This window comes from Modestobacter sp. SYSU DS0904, from assembly GCF_054051115.1.
In genome coordinates, this window is record NZ_JBJHAQ010000057.1 from 1 (window position 1) to 14,986 (window position 14,986).

General features: G+C 75.0%; 13 protein-coding genes and 1 tRNA gene. 3 read left to right on the forward strand and 11 right to left on the reverse strand.

Features of this window, described 5'->3' with window-relative positions; all coding sequences use genetic code 11:
* Nucleotides 1-117: 117 nt before the first annotated feature.
* The 4 genes from ACI79U_RS20515 to ACI79U_RS20530 all read right to left on the reverse strand — a co-directional run bounded on the left by ACI79U_RS20515 (nucleotide 118) and on the right by ACI79U_RS20530 (nucleotide 3,841).
* Nucleotides 118-789: a 50S ribosomal protein L25/general stress protein Ctc gene (locus ACI79U_RS20515; RefSeq protein ID WP_457072085.1), complete on the reverse strand. Its 672-nt coding sequence runs from the start codon at nucleotides 787-789 to the stop codon at nucleotides 118-120.
* A gap of 423 nt (nucleotides 790-1,212) precedes the next feature.
* On the reverse strand, nucleotides 1,213-2,193 hold the full coding sequence (locus ACI79U_RS20520; RefSeq protein ID WP_457072087.1) for a ribose-phosphate diphosphokinase: 981 nt from the start codon (nucleotides 2,191-2,193) through the stop codon (nucleotides 1,213-1,215).
* 10 nt (nucleotides 2,194-2,203) lie between these two features.
* The gene (glmU, locus tag ACI79U_RS20525) at nucleotides 2,204-3,733 is read right to left on the reverse strand and encodes a bifunctional UDP-N-acetylglucosamine diphosphorylase/glucosamine-1-phosphate N-acetyltransferase GlmU (RefSeq protein ID WP_457072089.1); all 1,530 of its coding nucleotides are present in this window, start codon (nucleotides 3,731-3,733) and stop codon (nucleotides 2,204-2,206) included.
* A 32-nt stretch (nucleotides 3,734-3,765) separates the two neighbouring features.
* Nucleotides 3,766-3,841 (reverse strand) — tRNA-Gln (locus ACI79U_RS20530).
* Nucleotides 3,842-3,952: 111 nt separating this feature from the next.
* Here ACI79U_RS20530 and ACI79U_RS20535 point away from each other — a divergent pair.
* On the forward strand, nucleotides 3,953-4,621 hold the full coding sequence (locus tag ACI79U_RS20535; protein WP_457072092.1) for a TetR family transcriptional regulator: 669 nt from the start codon (nucleotides 3,953-3,955) through the stop codon (nucleotides 4,619-4,621).
* A gap of 239 nt (nucleotides 4,622-4,860) precedes the next feature.
* Here the strand turns inward: ACI79U_RS20535 and ACI79U_RS20540 are convergent, their stop codons facing one another.
* The 7 genes from ACI79U_RS20540 to ACI79U_RS20570 form a co-directional block, all read right to left on the reverse strand.
* A complete protein-coding gene (locus ACI79U_RS20540; RefSeq protein ID WP_457072094.1) occupies nucleotides 4,861-5,829 on the reverse strand; it encodes a 4-(cytidine 5'-diphospho)-2-C-methyl-D-erythritol kinase in 969 nt (322 codons plus the stop codon).
* Nucleotides 5,830-5,861: 32 nt separating this feature from the next.
* Entirely contained in the window at nucleotides 5,862-6,770 is a 909-nt protein-coding gene (rsmA, locus tag ACI79U_RS20545; protein ID WP_457072096.1) for a 16S rRNA (adenine(1518)-N(6)/adenine(1519)-N(6))-dimethyltransferase RsmA, read from the reverse strand.
* The gene (locus tag ACI79U_RS20550) at nucleotides 6,737-7,855 is read right to left on the reverse strand and encodes a ubiquitin-like domain-containing protein (RefSeq protein ID WP_457072098.1); all 1,119 of its coding nucleotides are present in this window, start codon (nucleotides 7,853-7,855) and stop codon (nucleotides 6,737-6,739) included. The genes rsmA and ACI79U_RS20550 overlap by 34 nt, the downstream gene beginning before the upstream one ends.
* A gap of 394 nt (nucleotides 7,856-8,249) precedes the next feature.
* Nucleotides 8,250-9,083, reverse strand: coding sequence for a hypothetical protein (locus ACI79U_RS20555; RefSeq protein WP_457072100.1), 834 nt, complete (start codon nucleotides 9,081-9,083; stop codon nucleotides 8,250-8,252).
* Between the two features lie 54 nt (nucleotides 9,084-9,137).
* Nucleotides 9,138-10,007 carry a TatD family hydrolase gene (locus ACI79U_RS20560; protein ID WP_457072102.1) on the reverse strand — a complete coding sequence of 290 codons (870 nt, stop codon included), beginning with the start codon at nucleotides 10,005-10,007 and terminating at the stop codon, nucleotides 9,138-9,140.
* Between the two features lie 37 nt (nucleotides 10,008-10,044).
* Nucleotides 10,045-11,868 (reverse strand): methionine--tRNA ligase, encoded by a 1,824-nt coding sequence (gene metG / locus ACI79U_RS20565; protein ID WP_457072104.1) that lies wholly within the window; start codon nucleotides 11,866-11,868, stop codon nucleotides 10,045-10,047.
* Between the two features lie 21 nt (nucleotides 11,869-11,889).
* The gene (locus ACI79U_RS20570; protein WP_457072106.1) at nucleotides 11,890-12,534 is read right to left on the reverse strand and encodes a hypothetical protein; all 645 of its coding nucleotides are present in this window, start codon (nucleotides 12,532-12,534) and stop codon (nucleotides 11,890-11,892) included.
* A gap of 219 nt (nucleotides 12,535-12,753) precedes the next feature.
* On the opposite strand from ACI79U_RS20570, the gene ACI79U_RS20575 reads away from it, so the two are divergent.
* Nucleotides 12,754-13,869: a magnesium and cobalt transport protein CorA gene (locus ACI79U_RS20575; RefSeq protein WP_457072107.1), complete on the forward strand. Its 1,116-nt coding sequence runs from the start codon at nucleotides 12,754-12,756 to the stop codon at nucleotides 13,867-13,869.
* 609 nt (nucleotides 13,870-14,478) lie between these two features.
* Nucleotides 14,479-14,986, forward strand: a 508-nt coding sequence (locus tag ACI79U_RS20580) for an endonuclease domain-containing protein (protein ID WP_457072827.1), incomplete at its 3' end; no start/stop codon positions are given.

Consider the following 14,986-nt stretch of genomic DNA (forward strand, 5'->3'; position numbering starts at 1 on the left):
CCCCCCCCCCCCACCCCCCCCCCCGCCCGCCCCCCCCCCCCCCCCCCCCGCGCCCCCCCCCCCCCCCCCCCCCCCCCCCCCCCGGGTCGTGCTCTCGGTCAGCCTGGTGCTCCGGGCTCAGGCGTCGCTGGACTTCTCGGCGGCGTCCATCGACTCGCCGCTGCCCTGGTCCAGCGGCTCGGGGACGACGTCCCCGGTCGGGGCCTCGGTCTCGTCGGTGCCCAGGTCGGCCTCGAGCTCGGCGGCGGACGGCGCACCCAGGAAGCCGATGACCAGCGCCTCCGGGTCGGTGATCAGCGTCGCGCCGGCCGGCAGCGGCAGGTCGGCCGCGGTGATGTTGTCCCCGGTGCCCCGGCCGGTGATGTCGACCTCGATCGACTCGGGCAGGTTCGTCGCGTCGGCCTCGAGGGAGACGGCGTTCAGCTGGTGGTTGCTGATCGCGTCGGGCGCCGCCTGGCCGGTGACGACGATCGGGACGTCGACGGTGACCTTCTCGCCCCGGCGGACGACCACCAGGTCGGCGTGCTCGTGCACCCGGGTCACCGGGTCGCGCTGCACGGCCTTGATCAGCACGAGCTGGTCCTTGCCGTCCAGGGTGATGGTGATCAGCGCGTTGCTGCCGCCGTTGCGCAGCACGGCGGCGAAGTCCAGCGCGGGCACGGACAGGTGCACGACGTCCTGACCGTGCCCGTACATGACGGCGGGGACGCGGCCGGCCCGGCGGGTGCGGCGGGCGCTGCCCTTGCCGAACTCGGTGCGGGGCTCGGCGACGAGGCGGAAATCAGCCACGGTGGTGTGCTCCTCAACAGGTGGATCGGGTCTGTGTGCTCAGCGCACGAGCGCGGCACACCCCTGGAGGGCAGACGCACGTCGATCACGGAGTCGGAGAACCGCTCCCTCGCCGGGCAACAGGAAACAGGCTACACGGCGCTCCCCGACGGACGTCGGCAGCCAGGGACGGGTCGAACCAACGCCATCAGCGGGGGAATCCGGACCCACCGCCCGCCAGGGCGTCCGCGGTCCCGGACGCGGGGCCGGAGGCTCCCGTCCGGGACCGCGGGTGGGTCCGTCCGCGACGCCGGCACGGGGCCCGAAGGGTCCCTGCCGTCGTCTCGGGAAACAGCTCAGCCCAGGCCGGGCACGGCTCCTGGCCGCGGTGCGATCCAGAGGATCGCCATGTCACGGCCGCGATGCGGCCCGTAGGGGCGCAACTTAACTGGCTCCCCCGAAGAGCGAGGTCACCGAGCCGTCCTCGAAGACCTCCTTGATCGCCCGGCCGAGCAGCGGGGCGATGGAGAGCACGGTGAGCTTGTCGAACCGGCGGGCCGGCTCGATGGGCAGCGTGTTGGTGACGATGACCTCGCTGACCCGGCTGTTCTTGAGCCGGTCGACCGCCGGGCCGGAGAGGACCCCGTGGGTGGCGGCGATGACCACGTCGGCCGCGCCGGAGTCGAACAGCGTCTCGGCGGCCTTGGCGATGGTGCCGCCGGTGTCGATCATGTCGTCGACCAGGATGCAGACCCGGCCCTCGACGTCACCGACGACGCGGTTGGCGACGACCTCGTTGGGCCGGGTGACGTCGCGGGTCTTGTGGATGAAGGCCAGCGGGGTGCCGCCGAGCTTGTCGCTCCACCGCTCGGAGACGCGGACCCGACCGGAGTCCGGGGAGACGACGGTGAGGTCGCAGCGGCCCCACTTGCGCTTGACCTCCTCGATGAGGAGGTCCATGGCGAACAGGTGGTCGACGGGCCCGTCGAAGAAGCCCTGGATCTGCGCGGTGTGCAGGTCGACGGTCATCAGCCGGTCGGCGCCGGCGGTCTTGAACATGTCGGCGACCAGCCGGGCGGAGATCGGCTCGCGACCGCGGTGCTTCTTGTCCTGCCGGGCGTAGGGGAAGAACGGCGCCACGACGGTGATCCGCTTGGCCGAGGCGCGCTTGAGCGCGTCGACCATGATCAACTGCTCCATGAGCCAGGTGTTGATCGGCGCGGTGTGGCTCTGCACCACGAAGGCGTCGCACCCGCGCACCGACTCCTCGAAGCGCACGAAGAGCTCGCCGTTGGCGAACTCGTAGGCCGCGGTGGGAGTGGGGGTGACCCCCAGGTGCCCGGCGATCTCGTCGGTCAGCTCCGGGTACGCACGCCCGGAGAAGAGCATCAGGCTCTTGTTGGTGGTCTGCCGGATGGCGCTCATTGCCCCGCCCCTACTGGTCGGCCCCCGAGGCCGCGGACGAGGTGGTGCCCTCGTCCGTGGTCGGGATCGGTTCTGCGCCCGCCGCGTCCGCGGCCGGCACTGCTGCTCGCTGCGCCGCTTCCGCGGCCTGCGCCGCGGGAGAACCCGGGCGCTTACGACTCACCCAGCCTGCCACATTCCGCTGAGTGGCCCGGGCCACTCCCATGGCGCCCGGGGGGACGTCGCCGGTGATCACGGACCCGGCGGCGGTGTAGGCGCCGTCCCCGACGGTGACCGGCGCCACGAGCATCGTGTCGGAGCCGATCCGGACGTGGTCGCCCACCGTGGTGTGGTGCTTGGCCACGCCGTCGTAGTTGACGAACACGGTGGCGGCGCCGATGTTGGTGCCCTCGCCGATCGTCGCGTCACCGACGTAGGACAGGTGCGGCACCTTGGACCCGGCACCGACCTGGACGTTCTTCGTCTCCACGTACGCGCCCACCTTCGCGCCGCGGCCGAGCCGGGTACCCGGGCGGAGGTAGCTGAACGGGCCGACGGACGAATCCGGGCCGATCTCGGCCAGCTCGCAGTGCGACCGCACCACCGACGCCCCCTCCCCCACCTCGGTGTCGGTGAGGGTGGTGTCCGGGCCGACTACCGCGCCACCGGCGACGGTGGTGGCGCCCAGCAGCTGGGTGCCGGGGTGCAGCACCGCCTCGGGGCCGACCTCGACGGTGACGTCGACCCAGGTGGTCACCGGGTCGACGACGACGACGCCGGCCCGCATCAGCCGGTCGAGCACCCGGTCGTTGAGGGTGCGGCGGCGGGCCGCCAGCTCCCGCTGGTCGTTGCAGCCCAGGGTGTCGTCCGGGTCGTCGGCCCGGTGCCCGCCGACCGGCCGCCCGTCGGCGACCAGCAGACCGAGCACGTCGGTGAGGTACTGCTCGCCCTGCTGGTTGGCCGAGCCGACGCGGGTCAGCGCCTCCCGGACGGCAGCGGCGTCGCCGACGTAGACCCCGGCGTTGACCTCGGCGATGGCCCGCTGCGCGGCGTCGGCGTCCTTCTCCTCGACGATCGCGCGCACCGCGCCGTCGTCGTCCCGGACGATGCGTCCGAGGCCGGTCGGGTCGTCGACCTCCGCGGTGAGCACGGTGAGCACGGCGCCCGCGGCCCGGTGGGCGGCGACGAGTCCGCTGAGGGTCTCCGGGCGCACGAGCGGGGCGTCGCCGTTGAGGATCACGACCGAGCCGGCGAGCTCCGGCAGCGCGTCGAGTGCGACGGCGGCGGCGTGCCCGGAGCCCCGCTGCTCCTCCTGCACCACCGGCCGGGCCAGCGGGGCGGCCCGCGCCAGGTGGTCCTCGACGGCCGCGCGCCCGGAGCCGACGACGACGACGGTCTGCGCGGCACCGAGCGGCTCCGCGGCGGCCAGCACGTGCCCGAGCAGGCTGCGGCCACCGATCTCGTGCAGCACCTTCGGGGTGCGCGAACGCATCCGGGTGCCCTGCCCGGCGGCGAGGACGATCACGGTGTCAACGGCGGGAGCGGGGTCGGACGGGCTCACGGATCTCCTCGGCGGGGCTTCGGTGGGTGCGGTGGCTGGGGGACTCGGACTCGAACCGAGACTTCCCGGCTCCAAAGGCCGGCGGGCTGCCGATTACCCCATCCCCCATCCGCGCCGGGCTCCGCGGAGCCCCGGGCGGGTGGCGCGGCCGGCGGTCGCGAGCGACCGGGGCCGCCCCTGAGCGTAGGGCCGCGTCCCACCCCGGGGCACGATGAGGCCATGAGCACCCCTGGGCCGGCGGCCGGCAACGCACCGTCCGGGGCCGGCGGTGGGCGCCCCCGGGTGCGGATGACCGGCGCCCAGCGGCGCCGGCAGCTGCTCGACGTGGGCCGCGAGCTGTTCGCCGAGCGCGGCTACGAGGCCACCTCGATCGAGGAGATCGCCGCCCGCGCCGACGTCTCCAAGCCGGTGGTCTACGAGCACTTCGGGGGCAAGGAGGGGCTGTACGCCGTCGTCGTCGACCGGGAGATGCAGCAGCTGCTGGACCGGTTCACCTCCGCCCTGTCCATCGGCGGGCACCCGCGGGCGCTGACCGAACGGGCCGCGCTGGCACTGCTGGACTACATCGAGGAGGAGACCGACGGCTTCCGGGTGCTGCTCCGCGACTCCCCGGTGGCCGGCACCCAGGGCGGCTTCTCCTCGCTGATCAGCGAGGTGGCCAGCAAGGTGGAGCACATCCTGGGCGAGAACTTCGCGCTGCGCGGTTACGACCCGCGGCTGGCCGAGCTCTACAGCCAGGCGCTGGTCGGCATGGTCGCGCTGACCGGGCAGTGGTGGCTGGACACCCGCTCCCCGGGCAAGCGGGAGGTGGCCGCCCACCTGGTGAACCTGGCCTACAACGGGCTGTCCCACCTCGACCCGGAACCGAGGCTCGTCGACCGCCGCTGACCCGGCACCGTTCCGGGGCTCGTCCCGGGCTGGCGGGGGACGAGCCCGTGCAGCTGCTGCGCACCCGGCCGGGCGCCCGCCCGATCTCCGGCTGAGCTGCCCCGGGGCACATACCACCACTGCGGACAGTCGGGCTCTGAGTCACCACATGACTCAGAGCACGACTATCCGCAGGAGGGTGGTCAGGCCGACGTCGGCTGCCACGCCGGAGGCTGGCCCAGGGCCCGGAGGGGTCCCCGTCAGCCGACGAGGCGGGCCCCGTGGACCGGCCCGTGCACGGCGCGGACCGTCCGGAACACCCCGGCGCCGGCCAGCTCCGCGGCCAGCGCGACGGCGGCGTCCTCGTCCTCGGCGAGCGCGGCGACGGTCGGGCCGGACCCGCTGACCAGGGCGGCCCGGGCGCCGGCCCCGGTGGCCGCGTGCAGCGCCCGGCCGAGCTCGGGGCGCAGCCGCAGCGCCGGGGCCTGCAGGTCGTTGCCGAGCACCGCGGCCAGCGCCGACGGCGGCCCGCTGCGCAGCGCGGCGATCACCGGCTCGGTGCCGGCCTCCGTCCCACCCTCGGGTACGGCACCGGCCGCCCGCATCGCGTCGAGCTCGCGGAAGACCGTCGGCGTGGAGAGGCCCTCACCGGCGATGCCGAGCACCCAGTCCCAGCGGCGGCGGGCCAGCACCGGGGACAGCTGCTCCCCCCGCCCGGTGCCCAGCGCGACGCCGCCGAGCAAGCTGAAGGGCACGTCGCTGCCCAGTTCGGCGGCCAACCGGGTCAGGTCGCCGCGGGTGGCGCGGGTGCCCCACAGCGCGTCCAGCGCGACCAGCGCGGCGGCCGCGTCGGCGCTGCCGCCGGCCAGTCCGGCCGCGGCCGGGATCGACTTGTCGACCTCCAGGTGGGCCTCGGGCCGCACCCCGGCGTGCCGGGCCAGCAGCTCGGCCGCCTGCCACACGAGGTTGCCGCGGTCGGTGGGCACGCTGCCGGCACCGCGCCCGGCCTCGCTGCCCTCACCGCGCAGGCTCAGCGACAGCCCGGAACCGGGGCGCACCGTGACGGTGTCGAACAGCGAGACGGCGAGGAAGACGGTCTCCAGCTCGTGGTACCCGTCCGGGCGCAGCGGCCCGACCCCCAGGTGCACGTTGACCTTGGCCGGTGCCCGCGCGCTCACCGCGCCGTTGCCGGCGATCCGGCCGGGCCCGCCCGCGGTCGCGTTGCTCACCGGAGCACCCTGCCCGTCATCGGGGGCATGCGCTACCCGTCCGCCGGGTCGGTCGCGGCCAGCCGGGCGAACTGCTCGACGGAGAGCTGCTCACCGCGGGTCGTGGGGTCGATCCCGGCCGCGCGCAGCCGCTCCTCAGCCGCGGCGGGGCTGCCCGCCCAGCGGGCCAGGGCCGCGCGCAGGCCCTTGCGCCGGGTGGCGAAGGCGGCGTCGACGACGGCGAAGGTGGCGGCCCGGTCGCCGGACGGGTGCGGGCGGCGGGTCAGCGCCACCAGCCCCGAGTCGACGTTGGGCACCGGCCAGAAGACCGGCCGGGGGACGTTGCCGGCCCGGCGGACGTCGGCGTACCAGGCGGCCTTCACGCTGGGCACCCCGTAGGCGGAGCTGCCGGGCCCGGCGGCGAGCCGGTCGGCGACCTCGGCCTGCACGAGCACCAGCGCGCTGCGCAGCGAGGGCAGCAGCTCCAGCAGGTGGAGCAGCACCGGCACGGCGATGTTGTAGGGCAGGTTGGCCACCAGCGCGGTGGGCGGCGGGCCGGGCAGCTCGGTCACCCGCAGCGCGTCGGCGGTGACCACGGTGAGCCGGTCGGCCAGCCCGGGCAGCCGGTCGGCCACGGTGTGCGGGAGCTGGTCGGCCAGCCGGGGGTCGATCTCGACCGCGGTCACGTGCGCGCAGGCCCCGAGCAGGCCCAGGGTCAGCGAGCCGAGGCCGGGGCCGACCTCCAGCACGACGTCGTCCTCGGTCAGGTCGGCGGTGCGCACGATCCGCCGGATGGTGTTGGCGTCGTGCAGGAAGTTCTGCCCGAGGGCCTTGGTGGGGCGCAGGTCGAGCTGCTGGGCCAGCTCGCGGATCGCGGCCGGACCCAGCAGCCCGCCGGGCTGCTCCGGGGTGGTGCTCAGCGTCCGGCTCAGCCGAACAGGCGGGACCCGCAGTGCGGCCACTGACCGGCACCGGATCGCGCGTAGAGCATCTGGGCCCGCAGCGTCTGCTCCGCGGCCGAGGCGGCCGCCGGGTCGCCGGAGCCACCGACCGAGGCCCAGGTGGACGTGGAGAACTGGTACATGCCGCGGTACTTGCCGGTGCCGCTGACCGCGTTGGGCCGGCCACCGGACTCGCACTTGGCCAGCGCCGCCCAGTTCAGCCCGTCGGCCGTGGCGGGGGCCCCACCGGCGGCCGGCGCGGGCGCCGGAGCGGGCTTGGCCTTGGTGCCGACGGCGACCAGCTGGTCGACCGGGGCGGTGGTGACGGCGGAGGACAGCTGCTCGCGGCCGGTCTCCACCCCGTCGGTGACGGTGACCCGCCAGGTGACGGTCTGCTCGCCCGGCACGCCCTGCTGGGTCACCGTCTTCTGACCGGTGAAGGCGTTGGGGTCGGGGGTCTCCACGGTGGCGAAGGCGACCGGGTGCACCTCGACGACGTCGGCGACCTGGACCCGGGTCACCTGCAGCACCATGGCGTCCAGCAGCGGCTGGGTCGGGTACAGCGAGACCCGGTCGGTGGCCGACAGCGCGATCCCCTGCTCGGCCAGCAGGTCCCCGGCGGTGGCGGCGGTGGTGGTGAGGGTCCGCTGCTGCCCGTCGGCGATGAGGGTGACGTCCTTGCTGGTGCTGATCGCCAGGTCCATGCCGTCCAGCGGCACACGCTCGCTGCGGGAGGCGGAGAGGACCAGGTTGTCGGAGCGGAACCCGAGCTCGGTCAGCGCCCCGTCGACGGAGAGGGCCGTGGTGTGCACCTCGCTGCGCACCCCGTCCACCGTCAGCGTGAGCGGGCGCGCCCGGTTGACCACGATGGTGTCGCCGTCGTGCACCGCCGTGGCGGCGGTCGGCAGGACCACGTCGTGGGCGGCCGGCGTCAACCCCTCCTCGGCGAGCACCTCACCGGCGGTGCCGGCGTACGTGCTGATCTCGCGCGACTGGCCGTCGATGGTGAGGGTCACCGACTTCTGGGCGAGGTAGAAGGCAGCGGAGGCGCCCACCAGGCCCATCAGGACCAGGGCGAACAGGCTGACTCGAAGCGATCGGCGCACAACACATCCAGGTTCACAGGACCCGGGCAGGGGAACCGGGCAGCAGGCGGTGGGCTCCACCGGAGAGGTGGGGCCCGGGACCATGCGAACCCGTCGTCGTCGTGCCCCGGCTCTCCCGGGGCGGTGGACGACCACCTGGGCGTTCCCCACCCCGGCTGTCGGTCACGACACGATAACGAACGAGCTCACTGACACAACCGTGCTGGAAGAGCAGATCACCGTGTCGACACATCGCTTCGCAGGCACGCCGACACGATCCGTGACACTGGACGGCGTGTCCGCGCGTCGTCCACCAGTGGACTGCGTGGGCAAGCGCACACCCGGCGCCGCGACTGCAGCCGGCCGAACCGGCGACATCGCCGCACCGAGCCGACCGCCTCGCCGGGACGCCCCGTCAGGCCAGCGCCGGGGATCGCTGCTGGACCGGCCGCAGCCAGGTGACCAGGAAGCCGGCCACCGCCAGCCCGGCCACCAGCGTGGAGAAGCCACCGGCCACCAGCGCCACCGGTACCAACCCCCCGGCGTCGGAGGTGACCTGCTCGTCCAGGTCGATGGCCGCCCGGAGCAGCAGGACACCCGCCGGCAGCAGCGCGAGCACGCTGGCCGCTGCGACCACCAGGTGCGCCGTCCAGGTGCGTTGCGCTTCGTCGACCGGCACGTCGGCGCCCCCGGCGGGCAGCGAGCGCAGCAGGACCCGCAGCAGCGCGACCTCGGCCAGCAGCCAGCCGGTCAGCGGGACGGCCAGTGCCGCCACCACGAGCGGTCCCGGCAGCTCCTCGCGCAGCAGCAGGGTGATGCCCACCTCCCCGGCGACGGCGCCGCGCATCGTCCACAGCAGCCAGGGGGAGATCTGGTCCCCCCGGCGCGGGCGGCGGGCCGGGGTGGCGTCGGCCCAGCGCGGGCGCGGCCGGGTGGCCTCGGCCAGCAGCACGCCGGCCAGCAGTCCGACCGCCAGCAGGGGCACCCAGAGGAACACCGACGCCTCGGCGAACACCACGATCGAGGCGATGACGGCGGCGATGCCGAGCACCAGCCCCAGCCGGCGCAGCCGGCGGCCGTGCACCGCCTGACGCTGCAGCTCCGCCGCCGTCCCGGCGCTCACCGGCACGAAGGCGACGGCGGCCGCCGCGACGGCACGCCGGCCGGCGGCGTGCGCCCACGCCCGGACGAGCAGCGCAGCGGGTGCCATCAGGGCGATGAACAACACGACGGCGATGAGGCGACCCACGCGCCCAGTGTCCCCCTCTTTCGCGAACCGGGGCGGACCCCGGCGCTGCCGGGCTCAGCCCCAGGGGCCGAAGACCCGCTCCGCGGTGGCGGTGAGCGCGCCGCACAGCTGCTCGAGGTCGGTGCCGGTCACCTCGGCCAGCGCCCGCACCGTGTGCGGCACCAGCCGGGAGGCGTTGGGCCGGCCGCGCAGCGGCGCCGGGGTGAGGAACGGGGCGTCGGTCTCCACCAGCAGCTGGTCCAGCGGGGTCAGCGCGGCGGCCTCCCGCAGGTACCCGGCGCTGCCGAAGGTGAGGGTGCCGGCGAAGGAGAGCACGTACCCGCGGTCGACGCACTGCCGGGCGAACGCCGCGTCGCCGGAGAAGCAGTGCAGCACCGTGTGCTCGGGCGCGCCCTCCTCCGCCAGCACCCGCAGCACGTGCTCGTGCGCGTCGCGGTCGTGGATGACCAGCGCGACGCCGTGCCGCTTGGCGATGTCGATGTGCGCCCGGAAGGACGCCTCCTGGGCTGCCCAGCCGTCCTCCCCGGTGCGGTACCGGTCCAGGCCGGTCTCCCCCACCGCCCGCACCCGTGGCTGCGCCGCCAGCCGGTCGATCTCGGCCAGGGCCGCCTCGGTGGCCGCGCCGGCGCCGGCGTCGTTGGGGTGCAGCGCGACGGCGGCCAGCACCTCGGGACGGCGGGCGGCGAGCTCGGCCGACCAGCGGGACGAGGCGACGTCCACCCCGACCTGCATCAGCCGCGGGACCCCGACGGCGACGGCCGCGTCGACCGCCTCGTCGACCTCGGCCTCGGTGGGCGCGCGGTCCTCCCCGCCGACGGCGATGTCGAAGTGGGTGTGGCTGTCGACCGCCGGCGCGGGCAGCGGTTCCGGGGACGGCGGCGGCTCACCCCGCCGGTTGGCCCGGGACGCGGCCGACCGGCTCACGGTTGCACCCAAGTGGCCACTTCGGCGCGCTCCGGGCTCATGCCTCCCCGTTCGCCGAGCCGCCCTGGCCGCCCTCCTCGAGCCGCCGGAGCTCCTCGTCGACGATCGACTCGTCGAGCTTGGTGAACACCGGCTTCGGCGGGGCCAACGGGGTGCCCGCGGGTGGCAGCGGCGTGGACGCCCAGACCGCCTGCCCGGCCGCGTAGTCGCCGGTGATCACCGGGTACGGCGAGCCGTCGTCCAGGTCCTCGGTCTCCACCACGCTCGGCGCGACCGACCAGGTGCCGGTGCCACCCAGCAGCTCGTGCACCTGCTGGGCGGAGTGCGGGAGGAACGGCGTGAGCAGCGCGTTGCAGTCCTTGATCGCCTGCAGCGCGGTGTGCAGCACGGTGTCCCGGCGGGCCGGGTCCTCCTTGAGCTTCCACGGCGCCTGGTCGGACAGGTACCGGTTGGCCTCGGTGACCACCCGCATCGCCTCGGTGGCCGCCGCCTTCTGCCGGTTGCGCCCCAGCAGCTCACCGACCGGGGCGAAGGCCCCCGAGGTGGTGGCCAGCAGCGCCCGGTCGGCGTCGGTCAGCTCGCCCGGGGTCGGGACGGCGCCGACGTTCTTCGCCGCCATGGACACCGTGCGGTTGACCAGGTTGCCCCAGCCGGCGACCAGCTCGTCGTTGTTGCGGCGCAGGAACTCCGCCCAGGTGAAGTCGGTGTCCTGGTTCTCCGGGCCGGCGACGGCGATGAAGTAGCGCAGCGCGTCGGCGTCGTAGCGGGACAGGAAGTCGCGGACGTAGATGACCACGTTGCGCGAGGAGGAGAACTTCCGTCCCTCCATGGTCAGGAACTCGCTGGAGACCACCTCGGTGGGCAGGTTCAGCGCACCGTAGGAGCCCGGCGCCCCGCCCTTGTCGCCCGCTCCGTTGTAGCCGAGCAGCTGGGCCGGCCAGATCTCGGAGTGGAAGACGATGTTGTCCTTGCCCATGAAGTAGTAGGCATCGGCGTCCGGCGACTGCCACCACTGCCGCCACGCCTCCGGGTCGCCCGAGCGGCGGGCCCACTCGATCGACGCCGACAGGTAGCCGACCACGGCGTCGAACCACACGTAGATCCGCTTGTCGTTGCGGTCGCGCCAGCCGTCCAGCGGCACCGGCACGCCCCAGTCGATGTCCCGGGTGTAGCTGCGCGGCTTGAGGTCCTCCAGCAGGTTGACGCTGAAGTTGAGCACGTTGGAGCGCCAGTTCGTGCGGGTGGCCAGCCAGTCGCCGAGCGCGCGGGTGAACGCCGGCAGGTCGAGGAAGTAGTGCTCGCTCTCGACGAACTTCGGCGTCTCGCCGTTGATCCGGCTGACCGGGTTGACCAGGTCGGTCGGGTCGAGCTGGTTGCCGCAGTTGTCGCACTGGTCGCCGCGGGCGCCGTCGTAGCCGCAGATCGGGCAGGTGCCCTCGATGTAGCGGTCGGGCAGAGTGCGCCCGGTCGAGGGGCTGATCGCGCCGAGCGTCGTCTGCGGGAAGACGTAGCCGTTCTTCAGCAGCCCGAGGAAGATCTCCTGGCTCACCGCACGGTGGTTGGCCGTCGTCGTCCGGGTGAACAGGTCGTAGCTCAGCCCGAGGCTGGCCAGGTCGTCCACGATCACCCGGTTGTTGCGGTCGGCGATCTCCCGCGGGCTGACCCCCTCGGCGTCGGCCGCGACGGTGATCGGCGTCCCGTGCTCGTCGGTGCCGCTGACCATCAGCACGTGGTCACCGCTCATCCGGTGGAACCGGCTGAACACGTCCGAGGGGACGCCGAAGCCGGAGACGTGGCCGATGTGCCGCGGGCCGTTGGCGTAGGGCCACGCGACGGCGGTGAGGATGTGCCGATCAGTCACGGCACGAAGGGTACGGGGAGGTCAGGGGGCGTCGACGACGGCGGCGGTGCTCGGCCCGGTGACCTCCGCGGCCGGGGTGCCCAGCAGGGCGACCGCGGTGAGCGCCACGCCGATGCAGGCGACGGTCAGCACGCGCAGGTCGCGGTGCTCGACCGCGGGGGCGCTGCGCCGGACGGGGCGCGGTCGCCCACCGGCGGCGACCCAGGCCGCGGCCGACGGGCTGGTGGCCAGCAGCAGCTTCCCGGTCGGCACGCCCAGGGCGACCAGCGCCAGCCCGGGCACGGGCAGCCCCCCGGCCACGGTGAGCTCGGCACCCAGCAGACCGGCGGCGCCCACCGCGACCAGCAGCCCGATCTCCGCGCAGCTGACGCCGACCAGCAGGCCGCGCCCCGCGCCGTCGACCAGGCTGGCCCCGCCGCCGGCGGCGAGCACCACCCAGCCGGCCAGGAGCAGCAGGCTGACCGCCACCAGGGCCCCGGAAGGCCGCACGCCGGTGCCGAAGACGCCGTCCAGCCCGGCCAGCCCGAGCGCGAGCAGGCCGAGTGCCTGCACCACGGCCAGCAGCCCCGCGGCGGCCGCGGTGGCGGGCATCCGCAGCGGGCGGGCCGCGACCGGGGCGGACGGGCGGACGACCGGGCGGGGGGCGTCGAGGACTGCGCTGGTCACGGGAGATCGCTCCTGGCCGGGGACGGGTGTCACCGCTCAGGTCGACCCCCGCGGGCGGCCGCCCGAGGAGCTCGGCGGGGCACCTCACCCGGAGGGGTGAGGCGCCGGTGCGGGGTCGGGTGGGCGGCGTCGGCCGGGAGCGGTGATCATCGACGTGGGGAACGGGCCCCGGGTCCCGGCAGGCGCCCACCCGCCGTCCCCACGACCACGAGGAGAACCGTGAGCGAGACCGAGACCAGCCCCGCGCGCCCGGCCGGGGCCCCGCCGGCGGCGACGCTCCCCGAGACGGTGCGCCCGCGGCCGGCCGGGGCACCGCGGTTGCCGCGGGAGACGACGCGGGACACCCCCGACCCGGTCGTGGACTGCGGGGTCTACGTGCGGGGGGAGCGGCACGACGTGTCGCCCGACCAGGCGCTCGAGGTGGCCCGCGAGCAGGGCGGCTACGTGTGGCTGGGGCTGTTCGAGCCCACCGAGGAGGAGCTCACCGCGATCGGTGCGCACTACGGCCTGCACCCGCTGGCCGTGGAGGACGCCGTCTACGCCCACCAGCGGCCCAAGCTCGAGCGGTACGACGACGCCCTGTTCATGGTGCTGAAGACGGCGCGGTACGTGGAGCACGACGAGCTGACCGCGACCAGCGAGGTGGTGATGACCGGCGAGATCATGGTGTTCGTCGGCGCCGACCACGTGATCACCGTCCGGCACGGCCACCACGGCGAGCTCAGCCAGCTGCGCAAGGCGCTGGAGCAGCAGCCGGACCTGCTCTGCCACGGACCGGCCGCCGTCCTCTACGGCATCGCCGACCACGTCGTCGACGACTTCGTCGAGGTGGCCGAGGCGGTCGAGGACGACGTCGAGGAGCTCGAGGTCTCGGTGTTCAGCCCGGAGCGCACCGACGACACCCCGCGCATCTACCAGCTCAAGCGCGAGCTCATGCAGCTGCGCCGGGCGGTGGGCCCGCTGGAGCTGCCGCTGGCGGCGCTGGCGGACCGGCCGCTGGAGCTGGTGCCCGAGGGCATGCGCTCGTACTTCCGCGACGTGCAGGACAACGCGCTGCGCACCCGCGACCAGGTCGCCGGGCTCGACGAGCTGCTGTCGAACATCCTGCAGGCGGCGCTGGCCCGGACGTCGGTCGCGCAGAACGAGGACATGCGGAAGATCTCGGCCTGGGCCGGCATCATCGCGACCCCGACGCTCATCGCCGGGATCTACGGGATGAACTTCGAGTACATGCCCGAGCTGGACGAGGTGTGGGCCTACCCGGGGGCGCTGCTGCTGATGGTCGGCGTCTGCTTCGGCCTGTTCCGCGGCTTCAAGCGCAGCGGCTGGATCTGACCCCCGCTCCCCCGCCGCCTTTGTGCGCTGATCGTCGGTTCGTCGCCACCCGACCGACGACCAGCGCACAACGGGTGGTCCTGTGGACGACGGCGGCGGGGCAACGCCCCTGACCGGCAGGGTGCAGGGGTGCTGGCCGTACCCGACCACCTCCGCGACGCCCCGTTCCGCGGTTCCGCCGCCGTCCGGGACGGCACCGTGACGCCGGCGCAGCTGCGGAGGCGCTGCTGGATCCGCCTGTTCCCCGACGTCTACGTGCACCGGGACGTCGAGGTGACCCACGAGCTGCGGGCCCGCGCCGCCGGGGCCCTGCTCCTGCCGGACGACGTGGTGACCGGCGTCAGCGCGGCCGTGCTGTGGGGTGTCCCGTTCGCCGGGGCGGACGACGACGTGGAGATCACCCGCTGGCGCGGCAGCCACCCGGTGCGGGTCGCGGGGCTGCGCGTGCGCCGGGCCGAGCTGGAGGACCGGACCGTGGTCTGGCACCGGGGCGTGCACCTGACGAACCCGGACGCCACCGCCGTCCGGCTGGCCGGCGTGCTCCCGCTGGACGACGCCGTCGCGGCGATCGACCAGCTGGTGGTGCTCGCCGGCGCCGATCTGGCGGAGGTGCGCTGGCTCGCCGGCGCCTCGTCCGGGCCGGGCTGCCGGCGAGCCCGTCGTGCCTGTGCGCTCGCGGACGGGCTGGCCGAGTCACCCCAGGAGACGCGCCTGCGCCTCGCCCTGCGCGCGAGCGCCCTGCCCGCACCGGTGGCCCAGCACCGGGTGGTCGACCGCGGCCGGTTCGTCGCGCGGGTCGACTTCGCCTGGCCCGAGGCGCGCCTGGCTCTCGAGTACGACGGCCTGTGGCACGCCGAGCCGGGCCGGTTCGCCCGCGACCGGGAGCGGCTGAACCGGCTGACGGCCGCCGGCTGGCGGGTGGTCTTCGTGACCGCCACCGACCTGCGACGTCCCGACCAGCTGATCGCCCGGATCGCCGCGGCCCTCGCCGTGGGGGGGGGGGGGGGGGGGGGGGGGGGGGGGGGGGGGGGGGGGGGGGGGGGGGGGGGGGGGGGGGGGGGGGGGGGGGGGGGGGGGGGGGGGGGGGGGGGGGGGGGGGGGGGGGGGGGGGGGGGGG

Excerpts from the sequence above, each read along its gene's own strand:
- ACI79U_RS20520 (WP_457072087.1), bottom strand. The coding sequence starts at position 2,193 with ATGAGCGCCATCCGGCAGACCACCAACAAGAGCCTGATGCTCTTCTCC.
- ACI79U_RS20535 (WP_457072092.1), top strand. The coding sequence starts at position 3,953 with ATGAGCACCCCTGGGCCGGCGGCCGGCAACGCACCGTCCGGGGCCGGC.